Origin of the sequence: Sorangium sp. So ce426 (genome assembly GCF_051475585.1) — a bacterium.
Lineage (GTDB): Bacteria > Myxococcota_A > Polyangia > Polyangiales > Polyangiaceae > Sorangium > Sorangium cellulosum_B.
The window spans coordinates 8,169,977-8,194,330 of the sequence record NZ_CP150341.1 but is presented as its reverse complement, the minus strand read 5'-3'; the positions used below and the strand labels follow the sequence as shown (position 1 = coordinate 8,194,330).

The 24,354-nt window shown below is 71.5% G+C and carries 17 protein-coding genes and 11 tRNA genes; 16 read left to right on the top strand and 12 right to left on the bottom strand.

The window, feature by feature from the left end; translation table 11 throughout:
• Positions 1–56 precede the first annotated feature (56 nt).
• The 14 genes from WMF44_RS30350 (at position 57) to WMF44_RS30285 (ending at position 6,424) form a co-directional block, all read left to right on the top strand.
• Positions 57–1,736 (top strand): TROVE domain-containing protein, encoded by a 1,680-nt coding sequence (locus tag WMF44_RS30350; protein ID WP_437293537.1) that lies wholly within the window; start codon positions 57–59, stop codon positions 1,734–1,736.
• A 184-nt stretch (positions 1,737–1,920) separates the two neighbouring features.
• A tRNA-Arg gene (locus tag WMF44_RS30345) sits at positions 1,921–1,992 on the top strand.
• Positions 1,993–2,067: 75 nt separating this feature from the next.
• Positions 2,068–2,191 (top strand) — tRNA-OTHER (locus tag WMF44_RS30340).
• A gap of 7 nt (positions 2,192–2,198) precedes the next feature.
• A tRNA-Asp gene (locus WMF44_RS30335) sits at positions 2,199–2,270 on the top strand.
• Between the two features lie 4 nt (positions 2,271–2,274).
• Positions 2,275–2,344 (top strand) — tRNA-Trp (locus WMF44_RS30330).
• 133 nt (positions 2,345–2,477) lie between these two features.
• Positions 2,478–2,549 (top strand) — tRNA-Ala (locus WMF44_RS30325).
• 182 nt (positions 2,550–2,731) lie between these two features.
• Positions 2,732–2,802, top strand: a tRNA-Gly gene (locus WMF44_RS30320).
• A 99-nt stretch (positions 2,803–2,901) separates the two neighbouring features.
• Positions 2,902–2,975 (top strand) — tRNA-Glu (locus WMF44_RS30315).
• An 86-nt stretch (positions 2,976–3,061) separates the two neighbouring features.
• Positions 3,062–3,135, top strand: a tRNA-Pro gene (locus tag WMF44_RS30310).
• Between the two features lie 45 nt (positions 3,136–3,180).
• Positions 3,181–3,254 (top strand) — tRNA-Pro (locus WMF44_RS30305).
• A 15-nt stretch (positions 3,255–3,269) separates the two neighbouring features.
• A tRNA-Leu gene (locus WMF44_RS30300) sits at positions 3,270–3,351 on the top strand.
• A 4-nt stretch (positions 3,352–3,355) separates the two neighbouring features.
• A tRNA-Leu gene (locus tag WMF44_RS30295) sits at positions 3,356–3,428 on the top strand.
• Between the two features lie 60 nt (positions 3,429–3,488).
• Entirely contained in the window at positions 3,489–4,007 is a 519-nt protein-coding gene (locus tag WMF44_RS30290) for an HNH endonuclease (RefSeq protein WP_012238227.1), read from the top strand.
• 113 nt (positions 4,008–4,120) lie between these two features.
• Positions 4,121–6,424, top strand: a complete 2,304-nt coding sequence (locus WMF44_RS30285) for a protein kinase domain-containing protein (RefSeq protein WP_437293536.1) — start codon at positions 4,121–4,123, stop codon at positions 6,422–6,424.
• Positions 6,425–6,493: 69 nt separating this feature from the next.
• On the opposite strand, the gene WMF44_RS30280 is transcribed toward WMF44_RS30285, so the two are convergent.
• The 7 genes from WMF44_RS30280 to WMF44_RS30250 all read right to left on the bottom strand — a co-directional run bounded on the left by WMF44_RS30280 (position 6,494) and on the right by WMF44_RS30250 (position 17,009).
• Entirely contained in the window at positions 6,494–7,069 is a 576-nt protein-coding gene (locus tag WMF44_RS30280) for an HPF/RaiA family ribosome-associated protein (RefSeq protein ID WP_437293535.1), read from the bottom strand.
• A gap of 736 nt (positions 7,070–7,805) precedes the next feature.
• Positions 7,806–8,864, bottom strand: coding sequence for a hypothetical protein (locus tag WMF44_RS30275; RefSeq protein ID WP_437293534.1), 1,059 nt, complete (start codon positions 8,862–8,864; stop codon positions 7,806–7,808).
• A 54-nt stretch (positions 8,865–8,918) separates the two neighbouring features.
• On the bottom strand, positions 8,919–10,532 hold the full coding sequence (locus WMF44_RS30270; RefSeq protein WP_437293533.1) for a DUF4215 domain-containing protein: 1,614 nt from the start codon (positions 10,530–10,532) through the stop codon (positions 8,919–8,921).
• Between the two features lie 320 nt (positions 10,533–10,852).
• Positions 10,853–12,082: a formylglycine-generating enzyme family protein gene (locus WMF44_RS30265; RefSeq protein ID WP_437293532.1), complete on the bottom strand. Its 1,230-nt coding sequence runs from the start codon at positions 12,080–12,082 to the stop codon at positions 10,853–10,855.
• Between the two features lie 453 nt (positions 12,083–12,535).
• Entirely contained in the window at positions 12,536–13,600 is a 1,065-nt protein-coding gene (locus WMF44_RS30260; RefSeq protein ID WP_437293531.1) for a hypothetical protein, read from the bottom strand.
• A gap of 221 nt (positions 13,601–13,821) precedes the next feature.
• A complete protein-coding gene (locus WMF44_RS30255) occupies positions 13,822–15,420 on the bottom strand; it encodes a protein kinase domain-containing protein (protein ID WP_437293530.1) in 1,599 nt (532 codons plus the stop codon).
• A 269-nt stretch (positions 15,421–15,689) separates the two neighbouring features.
• The gene (locus WMF44_RS30250) at positions 15,690–17,009 is read right to left on the bottom strand and encodes a formylglycine-generating enzyme family protein (RefSeq protein ID WP_437293529.1); all 1,320 of its coding nucleotides are present in this window, start codon (positions 17,007–17,009) and stop codon (positions 15,690–15,692) included.
• Positions 17,010–17,132: 123 nt separating this feature from the next.
• On the opposite strand from WMF44_RS30250, the gene WMF44_RS30245 reads away from it, so the two are divergent.
• A complete protein-coding gene (locus WMF44_RS30245; RefSeq protein WP_437293528.1) occupies positions 17,133–17,588 on the top strand; it encodes a DUF4351 domain-containing protein in 456 nt (151 codons plus the stop codon).
• 517 nt (positions 17,589–18,105) lie between these two features.
• Here the strand turns inward: WMF44_RS30245 and WMF44_RS30240 are convergent.
• Positions 18,106–19,233, bottom strand: a complete 1,128-nt coding sequence (locus WMF44_RS30240) for a formylglycine-generating enzyme family protein (protein WP_437293527.1) — start codon at positions 19,231–19,233, stop codon at positions 18,106–18,108.
• 205 nt (positions 19,234–19,438) lie between these two features.
• Between WMF44_RS30240 and WMF44_RS30235 the strand changes: the two genes are divergently transcribed.
• Positions 19,439–20,083, top strand: coding sequence for a hypothetical protein (locus WMF44_RS30235; RefSeq protein WP_437293526.1), 645 nt, complete (start codon positions 19,439–19,441; stop codon positions 20,081–20,083).
• On the opposite strand, the gene WMF44_RS30230 is transcribed toward WMF44_RS30235, so the two are convergent.
• From WMF44_RS30230 to urtC, 4 genes are all read right to left on the bottom strand, one after another.
• Positions 20,050–21,387: a formylglycine-generating enzyme family protein gene (locus WMF44_RS30230; protein ID WP_437293525.1), complete on the bottom strand. Its 1,338-nt coding sequence runs from the start codon at positions 21,385–21,387 to the stop codon at positions 20,050–20,052. The two genes, WMF44_RS30235 and WMF44_RS30230, sit on opposite strands and share 34 nt — an antisense overlap.
• A gap of 217 nt (positions 21,388–21,604) precedes the next feature.
• Complete coding sequence (gene urtE / locus WMF44_RS30225; RefSeq protein ID WP_437293524.1) at positions 21,605–22,306, bottom strand: urea ABC transporter ATP-binding subunit UrtE; 702 nt, start codon at positions 22,304–22,306, stop codon at positions 21,605–21,607.
• 4 nt (positions 22,307–22,310) lie between these two features.
• Positions 22,311–23,204 (bottom strand): urea ABC transporter ATP-binding protein UrtD, encoded by an 894-nt coding sequence (gene urtD, locus WMF44_RS30220; RefSeq protein ID WP_437293523.1) that lies wholly within the window; start codon positions 23,202–23,204, stop codon positions 22,311–22,313.
• A gap of 15 nt (positions 23,205–23,219) precedes the next feature.
• Positions 23,220–24,353 carry an urea ABC transporter permease subunit UrtC gene (gene urtC / locus WMF44_RS30215; RefSeq protein ID WP_437293522.1) on the bottom strand — a complete coding sequence of 378 codons (1,134 nt, stop codon included), beginning with the start codon at positions 24,351–24,353 and terminating at the stop codon, positions 23,220–23,222.
• Position 24,354 lies beyond the last annotated feature (1 nt).

Here is a 24,354-nt window from a genome sequence, read left to right as displayed (position 1 = left end):
AGCGCGCTCTTTTATCCGTCCTCTTTTGCCCGGAGGCCCGGGCCGGAGGTGGTGTGATGGCCGATTATCTGAAGCACTTCGCCGCGCTGGTCACCCCGCAGCGGCAGAAGGCCCGCGCCGATCAGGCGAAGAACAGCGCCGGCGGCTTCGCCTTCGCCCTCGACGAGTGGGCGAGGCTCGACCGCTGGCTGATCCTCGGCGCCGAGGGGGGGACCTACTACGCGACCGAGCGGAAGCTCACGGTGGAGAACGCCCGCGCCGTCGAGGCGTGCCTCGCCGCGGACGGGCCCCGCGCCGTGCAGCGCATCGTCGACATCAGCGGCTCGGGGCGAGCGCCGAAGAACGCGCCCGCGATCTTCGCGCTCGCGATCGCCGCCGCCGACGCGAAGATCGAGACCCGGCAGGCCGCGCTCGCGGCCTTGCCCGAGGTGTGCCGCACGGGGACGGATCTCTTCCACTTCGTCCGCGATGTGCGGGGGTTCCGCAAGTGGGGGCGCGGGCTCCGGTCCGCCGTCGCCGCCTGGTACAACCACAAGCCCGTCGACAGGGTCGCGTACCAGGCGATGAAGTACCAGCAGCGCGACGGCTTCAGCCACCGCGATCTTTTGCGGCTCGCGCACCCTGTCGCGCCGACCCCGCAGCACGACGCCCTTTACCGCTGGATCGTCGGCGGCATCGAGGCGCTCGGCAAGGAGTCGGCGCGCGGCAAGGCGCTGCCCATGACCGATCTGCCGGACGCGGTGCGCGCGTTCGAGTCGCTCCGCGCGGCGACGAACCGCAAGCAGGTCACCGCGCTGATCAGGCAGCATCGCTTCACGCACGAGATGCTCCTGACCGAGTGGAAGAACGACCCCGCGGTCTGGGAGGCGCTGCTCGAGCACATGCCTCAGACAGCGCTCCTCCGGAACCTGGGGAAGATGACCGCGATCGGCCTGCTCTCGCCGATGAGCGACGCGTCCCGCAGGGTGGCGCGACAGCTCACCGACGCTGGGCGCCTGCGCGCGGCCCGGGTCCACCCCATCGCCGTGCTCTCGGCCCTCAAGGTCTATGAGCAGGGCCACGGCGAGCGCGCTCGCCGGCGCGCCAACGCGCTCTCGTGGACCCCGGTCCGCGAGGTCGTCGACGCGCTGAACGAGGCGTTTTACCTCGCGTTCCGGGCGGTCGAGCCGACGGGGAAGAAGCACCTTTTGGCGCTCGACATCTCCGGATCCATGACCAGCGGCTCCATCGCCGGCGTCCCCGGCTTGACGCCGCGCGTGGCGAGCGCAGCGATGGCCATGGCGACGGCGAGGATCGAGCGCGAGTACGGCGTCGTCGGCTTCTCGGCGGCGTCGGGCGGTTACGGCGGCAAGTGGGGTGGGGGCGTCTCCGGCCTCATGCCGCTGTCGATATCGCCGGAGCAGCGCCTCGACGACGTGCTGCGCGCGGTGAATGGCCTGCCCTTCGGCGGCACTGACTGCGCGTTGCCGATGATCTGGGCGAAGCGGAACCGGGTAGAGGTCGATGCGTTCGTCATCTACACGGACAACGAGACCTGGGCGGGCGGCGTTCACCCGTTCCAGGCGCTCAGGGAATACAGGCAGGCGATGGGCCGACCGGCCCGGCTGATCGTCGTCGGCATGACGTCGACCGGCTTCTCGATCGCCGATCCCACGGACCCCGGCATGCTCGATGTCGTGGGGTTCGACGGGGCGGCCCCCCAGGTGATGGCGGATTTCACCCGGGGTGTCTCGTGACAGGCAGCGTGACGGACGGGCTCCGCCGGCCCGTCCGTCAGGCGAGGGCGCCTCACGAGCGCCCTCCTCTTGCGGGACGCCGCCATGATGGATGGCACCTGTCCTTCACCCTTTGCCCGGGATCTCCCGGGCCTCAGAGGGACAGTTCTCGTGGTTCGACTCCAGCGTCCCGCTCTCAGCAACAGCCCCCGAGCCCGAATGGATAGGGGCCGGCCTACGAAGCCGGTCGATGCGGGTTCGAGTCCCGCCGGGGGCGCCGGGATCCCCTCTCCGTCGCCCGCTCTCTCGCCCGATCCGGGCCGAAGGACGACGGTTCTCGGATCCCGACCATGCCGCCGTAGCTCAGCCTGGTAGAGCACTTGACATTCCGCTCTCCACCATTTGCCCGATCCGGGCCGAAGGAGGACGGTTACCCGTTAATCTGGATGACGCGGGTTCGAATCCCGTCGGCGGCGCTGGTTTGCCCTCGTATGCATCTGGTGAGGCAGCCTGATTGTCGATCAGGTGAGGGGAGTTCGATCCTCCTCGGGGGCGCCTCGGGGTGTGCGTCATGGAGACGGCGGAGCCTCCAAAACTCCTGCGAGAAGGTTCGATTCCTTCACGCCCCGCCGCAAAAAAAGGAGCGCGATGAACCCAATAAAAACGATGAGTGATCGTCCAACGGGCGAGGAGGTAAAGGACGTGGGGAGACAAGGAGATGGATGTTCGATGATGAAGATCTGACGCCAGAACACCTGGCTCGGGGTGATAGTTCAACCGGGAGAACACTGCCTTCGCACGGCAGGGATCGAGGTTCGACCCCTCGTCGCTCCACCGGACGGGCCAATGTTCGTGGGTTACCATGCCGCTTGGCTGTTCCCCCTTGGGGCCTCCCCACGGCGCCCTTTGCGCGTTCGTTCGTCTCGTTGCCGAGGCGGGCCGCCGTCCGGCGGCCGCACGCGATGCGCGGGCGCGCGGCGCCCGGCGGCCCGCCTCCTTTTTCTTTCGATGAACCCGCGGTGGTAGCTCAACGGTAGAGCGCGAGCGTGCCAGGCTCGCGACGGGAGTTCGATTCTCCTCCACCGCTCCTGTCAGGGGCCGCCCCTCGCGGCGCTCTGCGCCAGCGACATCGCGGCGCCGGGGCCGCAGGTCGGCGCTCCTGAACATGTGCTTATCGTGTGTCCCTGTCCCCATCTCGCTAGAGGCTCAGGCGGCCGGATTTTCGCTCCGGAGGCGCGGGTTCGAATCCCGCTGGGGACACCGGGCCGCTCCGCTCGCCAGCGTGCTCCTTTGGGCGCCCGCGCCCGAGCGGGCGAGCCTGCCAATTCCATCTTGATGAGAACTTTCTGGGTGTGGCTCAACCTGGTAGAGCACCGGCTTCGGGAGCCGGGGACTGGGGGTTCGAATCCCCCCACCCAGACCGCGGAGGGGCGACTGCTCCGCCGCGACGCGCGACGAAGACCCTCTGGGTGTGGCTCAACCTGGTAGAGCACCGGCTCGGGGAGCCGGGGGCTGGGGGTTCGAATCCCCCCACCCAGACCGCGTCGCGCGGACGTCACCGTGACGGAACGGCATACGTGGCAGGCTGAGATCCTGCGCCCTTCGGGGTATGTGGGTTCGAGTCCCACCGGTGACACCCTGCCCGGGTGGCGAAACGGCAAACGCTGCTGGCTTAGACCCAGCCATCTGGGGGTTCGACTCCCTCCCCGGGCACCGATTGCGTCTAACCTGGAGTGACGTCATGAAGAGAAAGAGACGATAGAGAGGTGGGCCATGACCGCGCAGACGCTGCTTTTGACGCCATGGATGGTGCCCCATAAGGTCATCCCCTGGCAGACCGCCGTCACGATGAGCTTCCTGGGCAAGGTGGAGGTCATCGAGGTGTACGACGACGTCATCCGGTCGCCGTCGCTCTCCATCAAGGCGCCCGCGGTGGTGCGGCTGAAGCGGCCGACGCTGGGGATGAAGCGCGGCGTGAAGTTCTCGCGGCTCAACGTCCTCCTGCGCGACGGCTTCCGCTGCCAGTACTGCGGCGTGCAGAAGGTGGCCCGTGAGCTCAACTACGATCACGTCATCCCGCGTGTGCAGGGTGGCAAGACCGTCTGGGACAACATCGTCGCTTCCTGCTACGCGTGCAACTCGGCGAAGCGGGGGCGTACCCCGGAGCAGGCCGGCATGAAGCTGCTCCGCGCCCCCGTGAAGCCGAAGTGGCTGCCGCCTGCGCCCGTCATGGGCCTGAGCGAGCGGCGCATCCCGGAGGTGTGGGCAGGCTACTGCGCGAGCTCGGGGTGAGCCGAGCCCCTCGCGCCGGCGCGCCCGCGGCCCGTCGTGCAGACGGCGGGTCGGGCGCGCCGGCGCGCGTCGGGGCTTCCGCCGGCGGCCGCGCGGGTGCAGGATGTCCAGGCATGGAGACGCGTCAGGCCGAAGGCCGCGCGGAGGACGAGGACGCGCCGTTCCCCGCGATCCTGCGGGGCTGGCTCATCGAGGGAGAGCTCGGCCGCGGCGGGATGGGGCGCGTCTTCCGGGCGCGGCACCCGAAGACGCGGGCGCGGGCGGCGATCAAGGTGCTGCTCGGCGACTACGCCCGCCGGCCGGACGTCGTGGCGCGCTTCCGGCAGGAGGCGATCGCCGTCAACATCATCAACCACCCCGGCATCGTCCGTGTCTTCGACTCCGGTGAGCTCGAGGACGGCTCGCCCTACATCGTGATGGAGTACCTGGACGGGCGGGGGCTGCGCGACTGGGTGCAGGCCGTGCCGGCCGCGGATCGGCCGCGGCAGGTCGTGCGGCTCGGCTACCAGATCGCGTCGGCCATGGCCGCGGCCCACGCGTCCAAGGTCGTCCACCGCGATCTGAAGCCGGAGAACATCATGGTGATCGACGACGAGCTCGCCCCCGGGGGCAGCCGCGTCAAGATCCTCGATTTCGGCATCGCGAAGGTCCTCTGGGGCGGCCTCCCCGAGGTGCTGGAGCTGGACGCGAGGGGCTCCCTCGCGCCCGCGTCCGTGCCCACGCTCCGCACGGAGCTCTCCGCGCCGACGGCGCCGACGGTGGGGATGGCGCCCGACCCCGAGAGCGCCGCCGGGTGGGCGGGGATCGCGAGCGGCCCTGCGAGCGACGCGCGCACGACGGCGGAGAGCGAAGAGAGCACGACGGCGGAGAGCGAAGAGAGCACGACGGCGGAGAGCGAAGAGAGCACGACGGCGGAGAGCGAAGAGAGCACGACGGCGGAGAGCGAAGAGAGCACGACGGCGGAGAGCGACCCGCGCGAGGACGACGCGCTCCGGAGCCTTCCTCGGGTGAGCCTCGAGAGGCCTGCGATCCAGTTCCTCCCCGCGCCGGTCGAGATCCCGCCCGGGGTGGTCTCTTCTGCTGCGGGGCGCGTGTCCATCGAGCCCGCGTCGAGCGGCGGGGGCGCGGGACAGCCCACGATGCCGTTCACGCAGGAAGGCGCGTGGGGCCTCGGGACGAGGAGCTACATGGCGCCGGAGCAGGAGCGCCACTCCGGGAGCGTCGACGTCAAGGCGGACGTCTACTCCCTCGGCGTCATCCTTTACGAGCTGCTCGAGGGGCAGACGCCCGACGCGCCGCGCGGCGCGTGGCCGCCCCCGATGAGCGCCGCCACGCCGCCCGATCTCGTCGCCCTCGTCCACCGGGTGCTGTCGTTCGACCCCGACGCGCGGCCGCGCATGGCGGAGGTGGCGACGGCGCTGCACCGGCTCGGCCGGGCGAAGAAGGAGCTCGACGAGGCGCTCTCGAGGTGGGTCGCGAGCGGCAGGGCGCCGAGGCTCCTGCCGCGCGGCAAGGCGCTGCACGAGCTGTCCGCGTGGGCCCGGGACATCGACGACCTCTCGGGCCTGGAGCGCAGCTTCCTCGACGCGGCCCTCGGCGCGGAGGCGCGCCGCGAGCGGCTCACGCGGGTGCTCCTTGCGCTCGGCGTGGTCTTCCTGATGGGCATGGTCGCGACGACCACGGTGTTCTGGGTGCACGCGACGCGGGCGCGAGCGACGGCCGAGGCCGCCGAACGCGCCGCGCGGGAGCACAGCCGCCTCGAGGCGGCCGCGAACTCCTCCGCGCAGGAGGCCCTCGCGAAGATGACCGAGGCGCAGCGCGCCACCGAGGAGGCGCTCGCGCTCGCGATGAAGGCGAGCGACGACGCGAAGAGCGCCAACTCCGCCAGGGACTCGATGACCGAGGCGAAGCGCCTGGCCGAGGGCGCCGAGCTTCGGGCGAGGCGCGCGGCGCAGGCCGCGGCCGCCGCGAAGGCGGAGGCCGACGAGCGCTACGAGCAATCGAGGAGCGCCTTGGAGCGCGAGATCGCCGGGCTCGAGGGCGACCGCGAGCGCCTGTCGGCGCGGCTCGGACAGGCCGAGGACGAGCGCGAGAGGGTGAGGGACGCGCTCCGCTCGAGAGAGCACGAGCTCAGGGCGACCCTGTCGGAGCTGAGGCGCGAGTCCACGCGCGTGGGCTTGCTCGAGCGCAGGCTCGACGAGGCCTCCGCGCAGATCGACGCGCTGGAGAGGCAGAACGAGGAGTGCGCCCTGCGGCAGCGCAGGGCGCAGCCGCAGCCAGAGCCTCCCCCGGACGGGGACATGCCCCCTGCGAAGGAAGAGAGAGAAGAGATCGCGACGCCGCCGGCCGAGCCTCCGGCGGACCCGAGGCCTCGGCCGGCGCCCCGCTGGCGGTGGCGACGCGATACGACGATATAGCCTCGGCGGACAGCGGGGAGGCGGGGCTCGCGCCGCGCGCCCGTGCCCCGCGCGCCCCGCGTGTTCGTGCTAGCTGAGCGTAGGTATCTCCTCGCGGCCACGGTTGCCGCCGCGCGCGTCCACGACGCGCACGCTGCTCGCCTGAGGCCCCTCGTCGCCGTCCTCCTCGGTGTAGGCGACGCCCATGCCGACCCTCAGATCGGAGAACGGCGCCGATACGATGCTTCGCTCGTGGAAATAGATCTCCCGACCATCGATCGTCGTGATGAACCCGTAGTCGTTGAACAGCTTCGCGATGACGCCGGCCGTGTCCTGCGCCGGGTGTGCCTTCACCTCGCTCCGCTGCTCGTCCGCGAGCTTCTTGAGCTGGCGACCGGCGCGCTGGAACACGTCGCGCACCGCCGCCGGCAGCAGGTTCCTCGCGGCCCGCTCCTCGCTCACGATCTCGTGCTTGCCGGCCACGTGGAGGTCGACGCGCACGCGGTACTCTCCGCCCGTGCCCATGCTCGCGTGGTCGCGCTCGACCACCACCGCGCAGCTGTTGATGTGGTCGTTGAAGCGCTCGATCTTGTTCGCTTGCTCCCGGATCAGCTCCTCGAGCGAGGGGCTTTTGCCGATGTGTCGGAAGGTGAGCTCCACTTGCATGCTCTCTCCTTTCATCCTGCGTCGCTGGGACGCCTCACTGCAGTCATGCGTCTGCTTCGCCGGAGGCGCAGGCTCGGAGGGATTGGCCTGCGATCGTGAACACCTCGCGTGTGCTCGGCGTGATCAGGTTGCAAGTTCGCTGCCACGGCCGCACAACCGCGCAACAGCCGCGCGGCGCGCTCCTCCACGGTCGAGCGCGCCAGGCGCGCGCGCGGAGGCGCAGGCTCTGCGCGGAGGGAGCCAGTTCTTGCGTCCCTCGTGGATCTCCAGGGTGGCGCGGCGGTGTGGCGCGAAGCGACGGGGCGCCCTCTCCTGGGGCAGTTTGCGACGTGCGGCGCGCTTCACGTCGTTTCATGGCGGCTCGTCGGCGCTCCACGCGTGTCGAGTCCGGGAGCGGCGCCGCCCGGTCCAGACGAGCTCTGCCATCAGGGGGCGCCGCGAGGAGCGGCGCCCACGACGGGCCCTCCCGGAGCGCGGAGCGACGCGAAGGCCCGCCCGCCGTGCCGATCGGGAGCACGTGCGCACGGCGCGTCGTCGTGTCGTCGTGCGGCGCAGGAGCAGCGACAGGACGGCGAGCACGAGGGCGAGCGCTCGCGCCGCGAACGTCGCCGCGCCGCCGGCTCGCGCTCCTCCGCTCGGCCTGCCCTCCGGCCTGCGCCGTGCGCCCGAGCTCGCCCTCGTGCTCGCCGTGTGGCCCCTGGATCGAGCTCGCTCCTCGGCGCGTCGGGGCGCCGCTTCAGCGGATCTCGAAGACGTAGTCCGTGTCGTAGGTGCGGACGAAGAGCTTGCCGTCCTTCTCGACGAGGAACTCGGGGCCGCTCTTCAGCGGCAGCTTCGAGACGACCTTGCCGGTGGCGCGCTCGAGGACATAGAGGAAATCCGGCTCCGCCGTGAAGCCGTATCCGCAGAGGAGGTGATCTCCATGCAAGACGAAGTTCTCGGCGTTGCAGACGAGCGGCGCGCTCTGCCAGAGCAGCTGTCCCGAGGCGAGCTCGATGGCCGACAGGTAGGCGTTTTTGCCCTTCGACGAGGCCGCATACGTCCTGTGCCCCGACGAGACATAAAGGACGCCGTCCTCGACCGCGGCCCAGCCGATGCTGCCCTTCACGAAGCCGGCTTCCTTGGGCTCGAACTCAGGCGGCATGAGGAAGCTCTCGAAGTCGAAGAAGGCGACGATCGTGTGCGCCGCGTCGAGGATCGCGACGAAGCGCGCCTCGGCGAAGCTCGGGCCGTAGAGCAGCGCGCTGTGGTCCCCGTGGCCGATCGCCTTGACGAGCGCTTGATCGCGGTAGCGCTCGGGAGCGAAGGAGGGGAGGGTGTCGCTCGCCCCGCCGGCGTCCGCGCCAGGCGCCGGCGTGATCATCGGCAGCGCGAGGCCGTTCGTGGTGAACCATGCCGCCTCGTCCGTGATCTGGTTCTTCTTCTCGCTGACCTTCACGAGGCGCGGCGCGGCGGAGCTTCCGGCTGGCGCGCGCCGGAAGAGCGCCGCGCCGAACGGCGGCGGCGGGAGCCTCACCGGCGACCGGCTATCGAGCGCCGCGCCGTCGCCCGCGGCCACCAGCGCCGGCTGCCCGTTGCCGCCGCGGGGGGGCGGCGCGGGCCGCGGCGGCGGGGCGCCGTCGTGAGGCGCGGGCGCCGCTGCGCTGGCGCTGGCCGCGCCGGGGGGCGCCGCGGCGTCCTGGGAGGCGCGGGCGGGGGGCGCCGAGGCCGGCTGGCACGCGCCTACGGCGAGCAACGCGGCGGCGAGCCAGCGCGCGGGGCGAGGTGGCTGAGGCGGAGGCGGGGCGGCGAGCACGCGCGCAGCGTACCGCATCCGCCCCGGCGAGAGGGCGCTCCCAGGCGCGGGAGCTCAGCGGGCGGGCGTGAAGGAGAGGTTGAGCGTGTAGGGGCCGGCGTCCTGCGCGTTGTACGGCTCGACGAAGATGAACAGCGGCACGCCGCCGTCGACAGGGATATCGGTCCTCTCGTCGTGGCCTTTGATCTGCTCCTCGATGCACGCCAGCTGGCGGCCCGTGCAGCCGGCCCGCACGTAGAAGCCCTGGTCGGTCTCGGAGGACAGCACCACCCTGAGGCTGCCAGCGCTCGGCGGCGTGACCGCGTGGATCCCCTCCCGCATCCCGGCACGGGTGCAGGTGCCGTCGAACACCATCGTCCCGCTCGTCGTGTCGCCCCGGTTCTCGCCCAGGACGGCCACGGGCGCGTCCGCGCAGAGGTCGTCGAGCTCCCAGGTGCACGCGGCGGAGCAGCCGTCGTTGTTGACGGTGTTGCCGTCGTCGCACTCCTCGGGCCGGCTGACGGTGCCGTCCCCGCAGGTGGCCGGAGAGAACGAGAGCTCCAGCGTGTACGGCCCTGCGCCAGCGGACGTGACGGCGTCGACGAAGATCGGCACCTGCTGGTCCTTGCCCACGACGATCGCGATTTCAGGGCCGGCGACCGGGGCGGCGGTCTTGTCCTGGCAGGCGAGCTCGGTGGAGCCGTCCGCGCACGCCGTGCGGGCGTAGAGGACGTGATCCCCCGTCCCCGACTGGAGCACGACGCGGAGCGTGCCGGATTGCCCAGCGGGAGGCGTGAACAGGTGGACGTCCTCGGGCCCCACGCCCCCGCAGGTGCCTTCGAACACGCGCGTGCCCAGCGACGTATCGCCCTCGATCGTCGCGGCCGTCACCGGCGCCGCGTCCGCGCAGGCTGCGTCGACGAGCGGGCGGCAGGTCGCGGCGCAGTCGCTGTCCGCGCAGTCGACGCGCTCGTCGCCCTCGTCGTCCTCGCCGTCGGAGCAGTCCGTCTCGCCGAGCTTGCAGAGGCCGTCGAACGTGTCGCACACGCCGAGCGTCCGGCACTGCGAGTTCTCGGTGCACCCAGGGATGCACGCGGTGCGCTCGCCCCTGACCTCGCTGCACCGGTAGCCGTCGCGGCAATCGTCCGGCCCGCTGCACAGAAGGAGGCACAACCCCAGGCCCTCGCCGAAATCTTCACAGATGCCGCCGTTGGGACAGTCTCCCACGGCGGGATCGCATTGGCCCGCGCAGGCTCCGGACGGCCATCCCCACTCGCGCTCGGTGATGCAGTAGTCCTCGGGGCAGGCCGCATCGCTGGTGCACGCCGCTCCATAGGGCGCGGGGCTCGCTCCGCCGGAGCCGCCGGTGCCCGTGGGCTCGGCGCCACCCGAGCCGCCGGTACCCGTGGGCTCGGCGCCGCCGGAACCGCCGGTGCCCGTGGGCTCGGCGCCGCCGGAACCGCCGGTGCCCGCGGGCTGGGCGCCGCCGGTGCCCGCGGGCTCGGCGCCACCGCTGCCGCCCGTGCCGGTCGCGCCCGACGCACCGGCGCCGCTGCCCGTCGGCTGGGCGCCGCCGGACCCGCCGGAGCCACCGGCGCCGCCTTCGCCACGTTCGCCGTCATCGCCGCCGCACCCAGCGGTCGTCGAGAGCGCGAGCACAAAGAGACCTGCAACGAGTCGTACGTTCATCCACCCGCTCCACCAAAGAGAGATCGTCGAGACGCGGGGTGAACTCCACCCCACGGCGCAGCACTGCACCATCTTCAGTGCAACGGCTTCGCCTGCCAACCCCTGGTTCTGGTTCACGGCATCCGTGCTCGTTGGCGCGCCGCGTTTGCCGCGCGCTCGTCATGCGCGATCCGCGCCGGACAGCGGGCTGTTCCGCGGAAAGAGGGCGCACGGAGGCGGCGCGTAGCATGCGAGACTACGATGCGGACGGGCGCGGCGGCGGCGCCGCGCGCGAACGGGGCGCCGGGACGGCGTTCGACTTTTTCGGCTGAGCGCGGCCGCTACGGCGTCCTCGCGCACCGCACGCCGAGGCTGTAATAGGGCGCCGACGGCGCGACGCTGACCCGCTCGGACGTCAGCAGATAGCTCGGCGTGCCGAAGCTGCTCCCGCCGCGGACCACCCGGTTCGAGGTGTCCGTCAGGTTGGCGCAGTCGACGCATTCCGCCGGATAGGTCCCGTACCCATCCAGCACCCACTCCCGCATGCTCCCGCCGAGATCCGCCTGCGTCCACCGCCCGTCGCCCTTCGGCGAGCGGGACCCGACGTGCGCGATGTCGCTGAAGTCGCTCTGGAATGTGCAGCCGGGCGCCGCGCTCTCCCTGCAATCGTAGGAGGCGTAGCTCGCGTCGATGATCGTCGACGCCGGCGGGTTCGACCACGGATACTGCCGCTGCTCGTCCCCGCCGGCCGCCGCGTAGTTCCACTCGGCTTCTGTCGGGAGCCGGCCCCCGTCCCACGCGCAGAACGCGAAGGCGACAACCCAGCTCACGCAGTTCATCGGCAGGTGCTCCTGGGCGCCCGCCTCCTCCGTCCACGTCCGCATGTCCGCGTTGTCCGGAGTGCACATCACCGCTGCTCGCAGCGCCGCCGCGTCCGGGGGCAGCTCGCTGTTCCAGGCCGGGTTCCACCCGCTCCCCTGGATGCCCGGGTGCGCCCCCGCGTCGGCCGCGGGCTGGCTGCCGGGGTACGCCTCGAAGAACCTCCGGAACCTCCCCACCGTCACCTCGAAGCGATCCAGCCGGAAGTCGCTCACCGTCGCTGGAGATGCAGCATCGTTGCCGCGGTCGAAGGTCCCCCCGGGCACCACCGCGCTCGCGCAGCAGCTCTCGCTTTCGCCCGGCCCGCACGTCGATGGCAGCCCTTCGCAGCTCGGGGGCGTCGTGCACGCCCCTCCGCTGCACACGGGCGCCTCCGCAGGACACGGCTCCGGGGCGTCCCACTGACTGTGGTCGTTGCACCGCTCTAGCCGGTTGTCCGAGCACCGCGCGTCGCCGCGCGTGCACTCGGCGGCGCCGCCGCCGCCGTTGCCGGCGCCGCTGCCGTTGCCGGCGCCGCTGCCATTGCCGGCGCCGCCGCGGCCCGAGCTCGCGTCGCCTCCGCCGGAGACGGCGTCGCCGCCTGCGCCTTCGAACGGGTGATAGTCCTTGTCCAGCCCCAGTATCGCCGTGCAACCGCTCGCCATGAAGGCCGATGCTGTCCACCACCACCGACGCGTGCGCTTGCTCTTCATATCTCCTCTTTGGCCGCTCTCCCCGCGCTGTCCACCGCGGCGCGCGCCCGCGATCTTACAAGTCGCGCCAATCTGCAATGGATGGGCGGCGCCGCGGCGGGCGCGGGTGCAGGCGAGGCTTCGGGCGCAGCGGCCGGCGGCGCGGGGGCGACCTGGGGCTGGGGCGCGGAGGCGCCGCGCTCGGCGGAGACGGCCGGGAAGCGCTCCGCGGCGGCGGGGTCGTCCCGCTCCAGGTAGCGGCCGAGGTGGAGGAGCTCGACGTAACGACGTAAAACGACGTAAAACGACGTAAAACGACGTAAAACGATGCAAGCAGAGAGCCAGTGCGCTGGACGCCGCGTGGGCCCGCGGGAGACCACGCCATTCCACCGCGTGCGCCCGTCCGGCTGGCCTGTGGACGACGAGGCCGTCCCGTCCCCACGAGCTGCTCTTACGCAGGCGCTGTCGCCGGCGTCAGAAGCGCCCTCGCGCGCCGAACACGGCACCCTCTGGCCCTGCCTCCAGCACGCCCGCGCTGATCCACCTCGGGCCCGCGCTGGCCGCCCGTGCCGCGGTCTTCGGCTCGGTGAGATAAAGGACGAGCGCCGTCCCGGCCCCGGCCAGGCCCACCGCGAACCCGATGGTGCTCACCGTGGCCAGCGTGTTCGCGCTATCCCCTGCGTCGCGCCCTGTCGTGTCGCAGGCCTTCGGGTCCGCGGCCTGGATCCCGCGGCCGCAGTGGTCGTCGATGGTGGCCTTCTTGCCGAGCACGAGCGCGCCGGTGATGCCGCCCAGCGCGAGCCCCGCCGCGCCGAGCCCGCCCGCCAGGTAGAGGGCCGTTCGACGGCCCGCGGGCGCCTCCGGCGCATCCGGCGGGGCCGGCGCAGGCGCCGGCACGATCGCGGGCGTCGGGGACGCCGGATGCGGCGCGGGGGCTCGGGCGGCCGGCGCGTCCTTCAGCGCCAGCGTGAGCTCTTTCGTCTCGCCCGCCGCGATCGTGACGTGTTGTTCCCGGACGGGCTCTCCCGGCGCCTGGATCGACACCCGGTGATCTCCCGGGTCGACCGGCAGCGCGACGCCCAGCGCGGCCTCGCCCAGCACGGAGCCGTCGCGCTGGACCACGGTGCCCGCCGGCGCTCCCGGCGGCAAGGAGAGCGCGAGCCTCGGGATCCGGGGCGAGAGCCGATCGCGCTCCTGCCTCGCGAGCTTCGGCCGCTCGCCCTGGCGGGCCTGCTCGGCCGGCGTCATCCGATCGAAACGCGCCAGGTAGTCCTTGAAGCGCGCGACCGCCGTGGCGATGCGGCCCCACTGGGCCTCGCAGGACGCCAGCGTGAAGAGCGTGCCGGGCTGAGGGTCGATGCGCTCGCTCTCGGCGAGGGCCTTGCAGCCCGTCTCGTAACGGCCTGCCTGCATGTCGGCGAGCCCCCGTTCGAAGAGCGCCTCGGCGGCGGCGATGTCCTGCGCCGCCGCAGGAGCCGAGAGGGAGAGCACGCCGAGGGCGGCGAGGAGAGGGGCGGAGCGGCGGAGACAAGAGGGCATGCGCTGGCACTCGGCAGGTGAGGAGAAAGCGGGAGACGCGGTCACTGGCGCGGTGGGCGGGCGGATTGGAGCACGAAGACGGCGAGGTGGGAAGGCGGGGAAGGGGAGGGGAACGGGGCGCCGTGCCGTGCTCTTCACGACGGCGCTCGAACCACTCGGGGCCAAGAGGAGGTGGAGCTCGGCGCGCAGGGCGCGAGCCGGCGCTGCCGCGGAGGTGCAGCTCAATACCGGCCGTACGGGGAGGTCGATGTAGTTTGCGGCAGCGCGGACGGCTTCTTGTCGCTCGAGGGCGGCCTGGGGCCCGACAGCGATGGCTTGGCGGCGGGGGCCCGCGACGGCGCACCCGGGCGGAGCGTTGTCGACGTGGGTGCCGTGGAGGCTCGCACTGCCGCTGTGGACGGCGCGCGTGGCGCCGTCGTCGAGGCGGGAGGAGGCGGCGCCGCGGCGGACGGTTCCGCTGCCGCGGGAGCCGACGCGGGCGCCGGCACGAGGGTTGGTTCGGGCGTCGACGCGGGCGCCGGTACGAGGGTCGGCTCGGGCGTCGACGCGGGCGCCGGTACGAGGGTCGGCTCGGGCGCTGCCGCCGTCGTGACGTCAGCCGCCGCCGGCTCACCGCCGCGGCTGGCGCGCAGCGCGAGCCAGCCGCCGCCCAGCAGCACGAGGAGCCCGAGCCCCGAAAGCCCCGCGGCGAGGGAGGCGCGGCTCGGTCTCGACGGCCTGGACAGCATCGCGGCGCCGGTCGAGCTCCCCACGAGCGCCGGACCGGACGAGCGCGCGTCGCGCTCCGGGCCCGCGCTCATCGCCGCCGCCGGGGCCGGCTCGGTCATGACGAGGGCGGGGGACACCGCCGCCGCGGCGGGGGCCACCGCCGCCGCCGCGGGGGCCGTTCCGGGCCAGGACGGCGCGGTCGGGAACGCCGCCTGGCCGCCGGCGACGGGGATGCCGAGCACCTCGCCGAGGGCCCGCACCGCGTCCGTGGCCCGCTGGAACCGCGCCGCGGGATCGACCGCCGTGGCCCGGGCGAACCACGCGTCGAAGGCCGGCGGCAGCGTCACGCCCATCGAGCGCGCCCGCTGCACCGGCGGCTCCTGCGGGCCGCCGACGGCGATCATCGCGAACGCGAACACGCCGTCGACGGTGCTCGCCTCGGGATCCCAGTACGAGGCGCCCACGAGCAGCGTATAGGCCATCATGCCGAGCGCGAAGATGTCCGCGGCGCCGGTGAGCCTCGTGCGGCCGTGGAACTGCTCCGGGGGCATGTAGATCGGCGTGCCGAGGCTGCTCGTGGCGCCCGCGGCGGTGGAGCCCTCGGCGACGAGCTTGGCGATGCCGAAGTCGAGGATCTTCACGCGGACCGAGCCGTCCTCGCGCTGCGACAGGAAGATGTTCGCGGGCTTGAGGTCGCGGTGCACGATGCTCGCCGCGTGGGTCCGGTCGAGGGCCAGCGCGGTCTGGTAGAGGTAGGTGACGGCCTCGGCGGGCGGCAGGCGGCCGGCGCGCTCGACCCGCTCGCCGAGCTCCTCGCCGCGCAGGAGCTCCATGACCAGGAACGGCATTCCGGTCGCCTCGTCGACGCCCGCGTCGAAGACGTCGACGATGTGCTCGCTCTCGACCCTGGCCCCGATGCGCGCCTCTCGCTTGAAGCGCTCGCGCATCTCCTCGCTCTGGAAGAGGTGAGCGTGCATGACCTTGAGCGCGCGGCGGCGCTCGGTCTCGAGGTGAATCACCTCGTGCACGGCCCCCATCGCGCCGGCGGCGATGAGGCGCACGACGCGGTAGCGGCGCGCGAAGACCGTCCCCTCCGCAAGGATGACCGACACAAGCCGAGGCTCACGCGCCGGGTGGGCGGCGTCAAGGGGACGGGAGGGCCACTGTCCGCCGGTGACGACCCCGGGAGGCAGCGCGCCGCGTGGGACGCGGGGGGAGGCGGTGCGGTCGCGCCTGCACCCGCGCCGGCTCGGCCCCGGGGGAGCCCGCGGCGGGCGCCGCGGGCGCTCCTCGCACCCCGAGGGGCGCGGCGACGCGAGGGTGGAGGGTTCAAGGATCAAGCTTCAAGGGAAGCGATGCGTTGAGCGAAGTTGATGCCATGTTACCGCGGTGTCCTCGCGCACCGGGCCCCGACGTCGATGGTGCGGGCCGACGAGTCGTCGTAGTTGCGGCCGGAAGAGCGCAGGGTCGACGCAACGTTGTTCCAGCCCCCGCCCCGGATCACCCGATACGAGGCCATGGCCATGTTGGCGCAATCTTTGCATTCGCCTGATGGGTACGTCTCCGCGTACCAGTCCAGAACCCACTCCCGCAGGTTCCCGGCCAGGTCCGCCTGTCCCCACCTCCCATCTCCCGGCGACCTCGACCCGACGGCCTGCATGTCGCCGGGGGGCTCGCACTTGCCGTCAGGCCCGCAGCCATACACCGCGTGATCGGCATCGATCGCCGTCGAGTCTGCCGGTTTCGACCATGGATACACGCGCTGCCCGTCCGCGCCGCCTCCTCCCGCCGCCGCGTAGTTCCACTCCGCCTCCGTCGCCAGACGGCCTCCATCCCACGCGCAGAACGCGAACGCCACGTACCAGCTCAGGCAGTTCATCGGCAGGCGCTCGTGATCACCCGCTGCATCCGTCCACGTCTGGTATTCTGACTCGCACATCACCGCCGCCTTCAGCGCCGCTGCGTCCACAGGCAGCTTGCTCGCCCAGTCCGCATTCCACCCGCTACCCGCGATCTTCGGGTGCGCACCTGCTCCCGCCGCCGGCTTGCTCCCGGGATACGCCTCCACGAACTTCCGGAATCGACCCACCGTCACCTCGAACCGATCCAGCAAGAACCCGCTCACCGTCGCTGGATACGCTGCGTCGTTGCCCCGGTTGAACGTGCCCCCGGACACCGCCTCCCCCGTCGCGCAGCAGCTCTCGTTGCTGTCAGGGCCGCACGTCTCGGCCAGTCCGACACAGCTCCGTGGCACGCACTTCCCTGCGTCGCATGCGGGCGTCGTCGCACCACACGGGTCCGCGTCCTCCCACGACCCGCGCTCTCCGCACCGCTGCGGGCGATTGTCATCCGAGCAGCGCACGTCCTCCGGACCACACTCCCCAGTGCACTTCCCGTCGACGCACGTCTGACCGACGCACCGCTGTCCGGCCAGCGTACACTCGTCCTCGCCGCCAGCTCCCCCGGCGCTTCCCACCCCGCTGCCAGCTCCCCCGGCGCCTGCCATTCCGCTGCCAGCTCCCCCGGCGCCTGCCATTCCGCTGCCAGCTCCCCCGGCGCCGGCTTCGGCTCCGGTTCCGCTCCCGCCACTGCCTTCTTTCTGCAGGTAATAACCGTCCTCCAGCCCCGCCGCCAGCGCACATCCGCCTGCCGTCATCGCCCACGCCGCCCACAGCCACCTCGCGCCCTTCGGCTTCTCCATGCCCAGTCCTACTGCCGCTCGGCTCCCGCTGTCCACCGACGCGCGTCCTCCCACGCGTTCCCTGCTGCGCCGCCGCACGCTCGACATGCGCCCGCCCGTGCTGGGCAGCAGGCGGTGCCAAGCGTGACAGACACCGCCGAGGCGGCCCGACGCCCCGAGCGCGCCATCCTCTCCGCCCTCACGCATGGCGCTGGCGAGCAGGGCGCGAACATCGCCGCCGCCGTCCTGCCCGCCATCCGCGAGCTCGATGAGGACAGGGCCAGGTTCTACGGCGATCTCGTGCTAAATTCCCTGGACGATACGGCCCGGCGGGCCCTGGAGTCGATGGTGAAGGGCTACGAATACCAGAGCGATTTCGCCAAGAAGTACGTCGCGCAGGGGCGCGACCAGGGCCGCCGAGAAGGGCGCCTCGAAGGAAAGCGTGCCGTGCTCCTGCGGCAGCTCCGCGCTCGCTTCGGCGAGCTGCCGGATGCCGCCGTGGCCCGCATCGAGGCGGCCGAAAGCGCCGCGCTCGAGCAGTGGGCCGAGCGGGTGCTCAGCGCAAACTCCCTCGCTGACGTGCTCGACATGCCGAGCTGAGCTGCCGAGCTCGTCGCGCTCGCGGGCGAAGTCGAGGTGCTGGGCCTCGGAGACGCAGCGGAGGGTGCGGGCGAGCCGCATGAGCACGCGGGCATGGACCAGGCCGCGTGAGGCGGCGATGAGGTCGGCGCGCTTGTCGCGAAGGGAAGAGGCCTCGACGAGGTGCGCGGTGACGTCGAGGCAGGCATGGAGGAGGCGGTCGCCGACCGTGAAGCGGTGATCGCGGGGGAACTTGGCGACGCGCTCGGCCACCCAGGCGAGCAGCGCTTTCCATGCGGACGGCGATCACCGGCCCCCTCCCGCCGTTGCCTCCTTCCACCACGTCATCGCCGTCCTCCGGGCCCGCCACCGACCCACACCCGCCTGCCGTGAACGCACACAGCGCCCAGAGCCATCTCGCCACTGCCTCCGATCCATATCGTCTCCTATTGCAGCCCGCTGCCTCGGTCCATCGCCGTGCGGGATCCGATGCGGGGGACAGTCATGTAAAACTCGCTGCGATCGCCGTGCCGGTCCGCTATGGCGTCCTCGCGCACCGGACCCCGACGCCGTTGCCGTAATCCGATGGGACGCCGTAGCTGCGACCGGACGAGAGCAGGGACGGCGCACCGAGGCTGAAGCCGCCGCCGCGGAACGCATGGTACATCGTGGGGGTCGTCGTGGCGCAATCGTCGCACTCTTCTGGGTAGTCTCCGTACCCATCCAGGACCCACTCCCACAGGCTCCCTGCCTGGTCCGCCTGTCCCCACTTCCCATCTCCTGCTGGCGACCTCGATCCGACCGGCAGGATGTCGCTGAACGCACACGATCCCGGAGCAGACTCATCCCCGGTGCAGTCATGCACCGCGTGACTGACATCGATTGCCGTCGAGCCCGCCGGATTCGACCACGGATACTCCCGCTGCTCGTCTCCCCCCGCCGCCGCGTAGTTCCACTCCGCCTCCGTCGGGAGCCGGCCCTTGTCCCACGCGCAGAACGCGAACGCCACGTACCAGCTCAGGCAGTTCATCGGCAGGTGCTCGGTCCCCTCGTCCGTGTCCCGCCACGTCTGGTACTCGTCGTGGCACTTCACGGCCGCCGTCAGCTCCGCCGCAGTCTCGGGCAGGTTGCTCGCCCAGTCCGCGTTCCACCCGCTCCCCTCGATCCGCGGGTGCGCCCCCGCGCCCGGCGTCGGCTTGCTCCCGGGATACGCTCCCACGAACCTGCGGAACCGCCCCACCGTCACCTCGAACCGATCCAACAGGAAGCCGCTCACCGTCGCTGGATAGCTCGTATCGTTGCTCCGGTAGAACCTCCCCGCGGGCACCGCCTCCGCGGTCGAGCAACAGCTCTCGTCGCCGTTCGGCCCGCACGTCTCGGCCAGTCCGGTGCAGCTCGGGAGCACAACGCACGTCCCCTCGACGCACGTTCCCTCTACGCACTCGTCCCCGCCGGGCGTGCACTCCTCGCCACCACCGGCTCCCCCGCTGCCGCCGGTGCCCGCGACACCTCCCGTCCCGCCGCCTGTCGCCTCGCCGGCCCCAGCTCCGCCGCTGCCGTCTTCCAGCACGTAATAGCCGTCCTCGAGCCCCGCCAGCTTCGCACACCCGCCCGCAGTGAAAGCCCACGCCGCCCACAGCCATCTCGCGCGCTTCCTCTTCGCCATATCTTCTCCTACAGCCGCTGCATAGCCGCTGTCCACCGCGACCGCGATGCGCGACCGGTCGCGCCCTGCTGCGCGCTCCCCGCGGTCCGCGTAGATGCCCGGGTGAGGCCTGTCACGCTGCTCCGCGCGCTCTGTTGCTCTGTTAAACCCCATTACACCCCATTACACCCCATTGCGTCGGACCGCCGCTCGCGACCACGACGAGGTGCTCATCGAGATCAAGATGGCCGGCGACCACGTCGGCATCGGGGAGATCAAGCGTGCGACGCTGCGCAGGTTGGCGCGCGAGATCGAACGCATCGAGGAGCGCGAGCCACCCTGGATGGGTGAGGAGCCGCTCTGGGTCGTCGCTCCCCACCTGCCGTCGTGGCTGCACTCCGTCCGGACGCTGGGGCGGTTCGCCCCTGGCTGTTACCGCGTCGGGCCCTCGCCGTTTCAGTTCCTCTGGCTCGCGGCCAACGAGCTGCCGCTGCGCGACGAGCTGGTGCCGTTCCTGGTCGCTCGCTCAGGAAGGGCCCTCGACGAGCTCGCCCGGTGGGTGGCACCGCGGCGGGATGTGGAATGGGTGATCTCCATCCTAGAATACTTGCCGATGTCACAGTACACCCGCGAGGACTTGCTACGGCGGTTCGCTCGCTCCGACGACCCGGAGATCGATCCCGCCGGCGTCCAGGGGGCGCGGCCGCGTCGCGGAACCCACACACGCCGGATGCAGACCCCTCCCTGGCGCAGTCATGCGCTGCACGCTGGCCATCGGTCTTCCTTCTGGCGCCGGCCGTCTGAAGTGTCACGCACTGCGATCGTCAGACCGGCTGGCTACAGTGTCCTCGCGCACCGGACCCCGACGTGAGAGCGGTACCACGGGGTGCCGTCGTAGCGGCGGTAAGAGAGCAGGCCCGACGCGTCGTAGAACCAGCCCCCGCCCCGGATCGCACGGAGCGAGGGGTTCGTCAACTTAGCACAATCATTGCATTCGGACGGGTGGTCTACGTACGAGTCCAGAACCCACTCCCAGATGTTCCCGGCCAGGTCCGCCTGCCCCCACCTCCCATCGCCCTTCGGCGATCGCGACCCGACGGCCTGGATATCGTTGACCCCACAGTCGTCGGATGCATCCCCATTCCCCATGCAGCCATACACGGCATAACTGTCATCGATCGTGGTCGAGCTCGCCGGATTCGACCAAGGATATTCGCGCTGCTGGTCTCCACCGGCCGCCGCGTAGTTCCACTCGGTTTCTGTCGGCAACCGGCCCCCGTCCCACGCGCAGAACGCGAACGCCTCATACCAGGTCAGGCAGGTCATCGGCAGGTGCTCCCGGTCACCGGCCTCGACCGTCCACGTCCTGTAGCCTGAGCTGCATATCACCGCATCCTTGAGCGCCTCTGCGTCCATGGGCAGCTCGTACGTCCAGTTCTCATTCCACCCGCTCCCCGCGATCAACGGGTGCGCCCCCGCTCCCGGCGCGGGCTTGCTCTCTGGATACGCCTTCACGAACTGCCGGAACCGCCCTACCGTCACCTCGAACCGATCCAGCACGAACCCGCTCACCGTCGCTGGATACGCTGGATCGTTGTCCCGGTCGAACGTGCCGCCGGGTATCACCTCCCTGCGCGCGCAGCAGCTTTCGTCGCCGCTCGGCCCGCATGTCTCGGCCAGTCCGTCACAGCTCGGCTGCATCATGCAAGTCCCTTCACGGCACACGGGCGCTGACGCAGGGCACGGCTCCGCGTCCTCCCACGCGCCGCGCGCATCGCACCGCTGCGGGCGGTTCCCCGAGCAGCGTACGTCCTCCGGGCTGCACTCCCCAGTGCACTTCCCCTCGACGCAGGTCTGCCCGACGCACTCTCTCCCGCCGGGCGTGCACTCCTCCCCTCCTCCAGTTCCCCCGCTCCCGCCGGTGCCCGCAACACCGCCGGTCCCGCCGCCTGCCTCCCCTCCAGCAGCGGCATGCCCTCCGCCGCCTGCCTCCCCTCCGGCAGCGGCATGCCCTCCGCCGCCTGCTTCGCCTCCGGTGCCCGTCTCCGCTCCGGTCCCGCCCCCGCCATGGCTGCCTGCCACGACGTCGTTCTCCGGCCGTGCCAGCGTCGCACACCCGCCCGCCGCGAGAGCCCACGCCGCCCACAGCCACGTCGCGCGCTTCCTCTTCGCCATGTGTTCACCTACAGCCGTCGCTCCGCAGCCGTCCACCGCGGCGCATGAGCGGGAACGTGCTCTGCCGCGCGAGCCAGGCGTGTGCTCTCCGCGCGGTCCCCGGGCCCGGTAGGGGCGACGCCCGGCGCGCAGCCTCTTGGCCGGCTCGACGGCGCCCCCGCACAGCGCTACGCCCCGAACACCCTCTCCCAGGGCCGGGCAGCCCGGCATCACCCCCTCACACTGCCAAAAACTCCCTTGCGATCTCGTCGTCGAACTCCGCCACGCTCCCCCGCCGCACGATCCCGCCGTTATCCATGATGAAGTACTCGCTCGCCGTCGAGAGCGCGAAATCCAGGAACTGCTCGACGAGCAATATCGCCATATCCCCCTTCTGTCCGAGCCCCTTGATCACTTCGCCGATCTCCTGCATGATCGACGGCTGGATCCCCTCCGTCGGCTCGTCGAGCAGGAGCAGCTTCGGCTTCCTCAGCAGCACGCGCGCGAGCGAGAGCTGCTGTTGCTGCCCGCCGCTCAGCGTCCCTGCCGCCCGCGCGTGAAACTTCTTGAGGATGGGGAACATCTCCATCATCTCGTCCAGCGCCGCCGGGCTCGGCGTCGGGTCGCTCTTCGCCTCGAAGCCCATGAGCAGGTTCTCTCGCACCGTCAGGTACGGGAAGATGCCTCGCCCCTGCGGCACATAACCTATCCCCGCGCGCGCCCTGTCGCTCGGTGACCTCGCCGTGAGGTCTGCCCCGTCGAGCGTCACCTTGCCGCGCCGCGGCTTCAGCACGCCCATGATCGCCTTGAGCAGCGTCGTCTTGCCGACCCCGTTGCGGCCCAGCAGGCACGACACCCGCCCTGGCGCCACGTCCAGGCTGACCTGCGACAGGATGCAGCTCTCCTCGTAATAGACCGCGAGATCCTCGATCACCAGCATGCTGCTACCGCTCCTCCGCCTGAGCCTCGGCCGCCGCCTTGGCCCCGCCCCGCGCGCGCCCAGCGTCGTGCGCCCGCCCGAGGTAGACCTCGATCACCTGCGCGTTGCCCTGGACCTCCTCGACCGGCCCCTCGCACAGCCGCCTGCCGGCGTGCAGCACCGTCACCGTGCTCGCGTAGCGCCGCACGAACTCCATGTCGTGCTCCACCACCAGCACCGACCGCTGCTTCGCGATCTCCTGGACGAGCTCCCCCGTGCGGTCGCGCTCGCGCCGGGTCATCCCCGCCACCGGCTCGTCGAGCAGCAGCAGCTTCGGCTGCTGCACGAGCAGCATGCCGATCTCCAGCCATTGCCGCTCCCCGTGCGCGAGCACCGCGGCCCGCACGTCCGCGCGCCGCCGGAGCCCGACGCGATCGAGCGTCTCGGTGATCTCCCTCTCCTGCGGCGCCGACAGCCCGCGGAGCAGCCTCGGCGCGCTCTCCCGGAAGCCCATCGCCGCCTCCAGGTTCTCGAGCACCGTGAGGCTCCCGAACACCGCCGGCGTCTGGAACTTCCGCCCGATCCCGAGCCGCACGAGGGCGTGCTCCGGCAGGCGATTCACCTCCACGGTCTCCTGTCCGGACTCCCCACCTCCGTGGAACACAACACGTCCGCTCGACGGCTTCGTCTTGCCGGTCAGGATGTCGAGCAGCGTCGTCTTCCCCGCGCCGTTCGGCCCGATCAAAAACCGGAGCTCCCCGCGCTGGATGGAAAAGTCGAGCTCGTCCAGCACCTTGAAGCCGTCGAAGCTCACCGTCACCCGCTGGACCTCGACGATGTTGCCGCGGCTCATCGCGCTGCTCCTCTCCTCGTCTCCGCGCTCGTTCCCGTGCGCGCTTCCGTGCTCGCTTCCGCTCATCTCCGCGCCTCCCCCTCAGCGACCGGTCGTCGCCGGCGCCTCTGGGCCCGCCGCCGGATCGACCTCATCCCCGCCCGCCGGCCCCGCCGCGCCGCCCGTGTCGCGGCGCGAGAGCTTCGCGGCGTGCCGCTGCAGGAAGCCCGAGACGCCCTTCGGGAGCAGCATGACCGACGCCGCGAAGAGCGCGCCGAAGCCGAGCTGCCACACCTCGGGGTACGACTCGCTCAGCGCGCTCTTGCCCAGGCTGACCAGGATCGCGCCGACGACCGCGCCGATCAGCGTGCCGCGCCCGCCGACAGCCACCCAGGTCACCATCTCGACCGACGGGATCACGCCCATCGAGGAGGGCGAGATGAGGCCGACCTGGCAGACGAACAGCGCGCCCGCGATGCCCGCCATGCCCGCTGACAGCGCGAACACAAGCGTCTTCAGCGTGACCGGGTTGTAGCCGAGGAAGCGCACCCGGTTCTCGTCGTCCCGCATCGCCACGAGCAGGCGCCCGAAGCGTGACTGGGTGAGCTTCCGGCACAGGAGATAGAGCGACCCGAGGCAGAAGAGCGTCACGAAATAGAGCACCGTCTGCGTCCCGGTCGCCCCCCGCGCGAAGCCGAAGATCGTCTTCAGGTTCGTGATCCCGTTCGTGCCGCCCGTCACCGCCTGCTGGCCGATGAAGAGGATCGACGCGATCAGCGTGAGGCCCTGGGTGATCAGCGAGAAATAGACCCCCTGGACGCGGCTCCGGAAGACGAGATAACCCACCGCGGACGCGACCGCCATCGGCAGGAGGACGACGGCGCAGAGGGCCACGACCGGCGAGCGGAACGGCTCCCAGAAGAGCGGCAGCGCCTCGAGGCCGCTCCAGCTCATGAAATCGGGCAGGCGCGAGCCGGACGTCTCCAGCTTCAGGTACATCGCCATCGCGTAGCCGCCGAGGCCGAAGAAGAGCCCCTGCCCGAGGCTCAGCATCCCGCCGTAGCCCCAGATGAGATCGAGCCCCAGGGCGACGATGGCGTACGTGAGGAACTTGCCGAGCAGGTTCAGGCGGAAATCGGAGAGCACGAGCGGCGCGACGAGGAGCGGCAGCGCGACGGCGAGCGGCGCTCCCCAGGTCCAGACGAAGGTGCGAAGGGCAGAGTCTCGAGGGGCCATG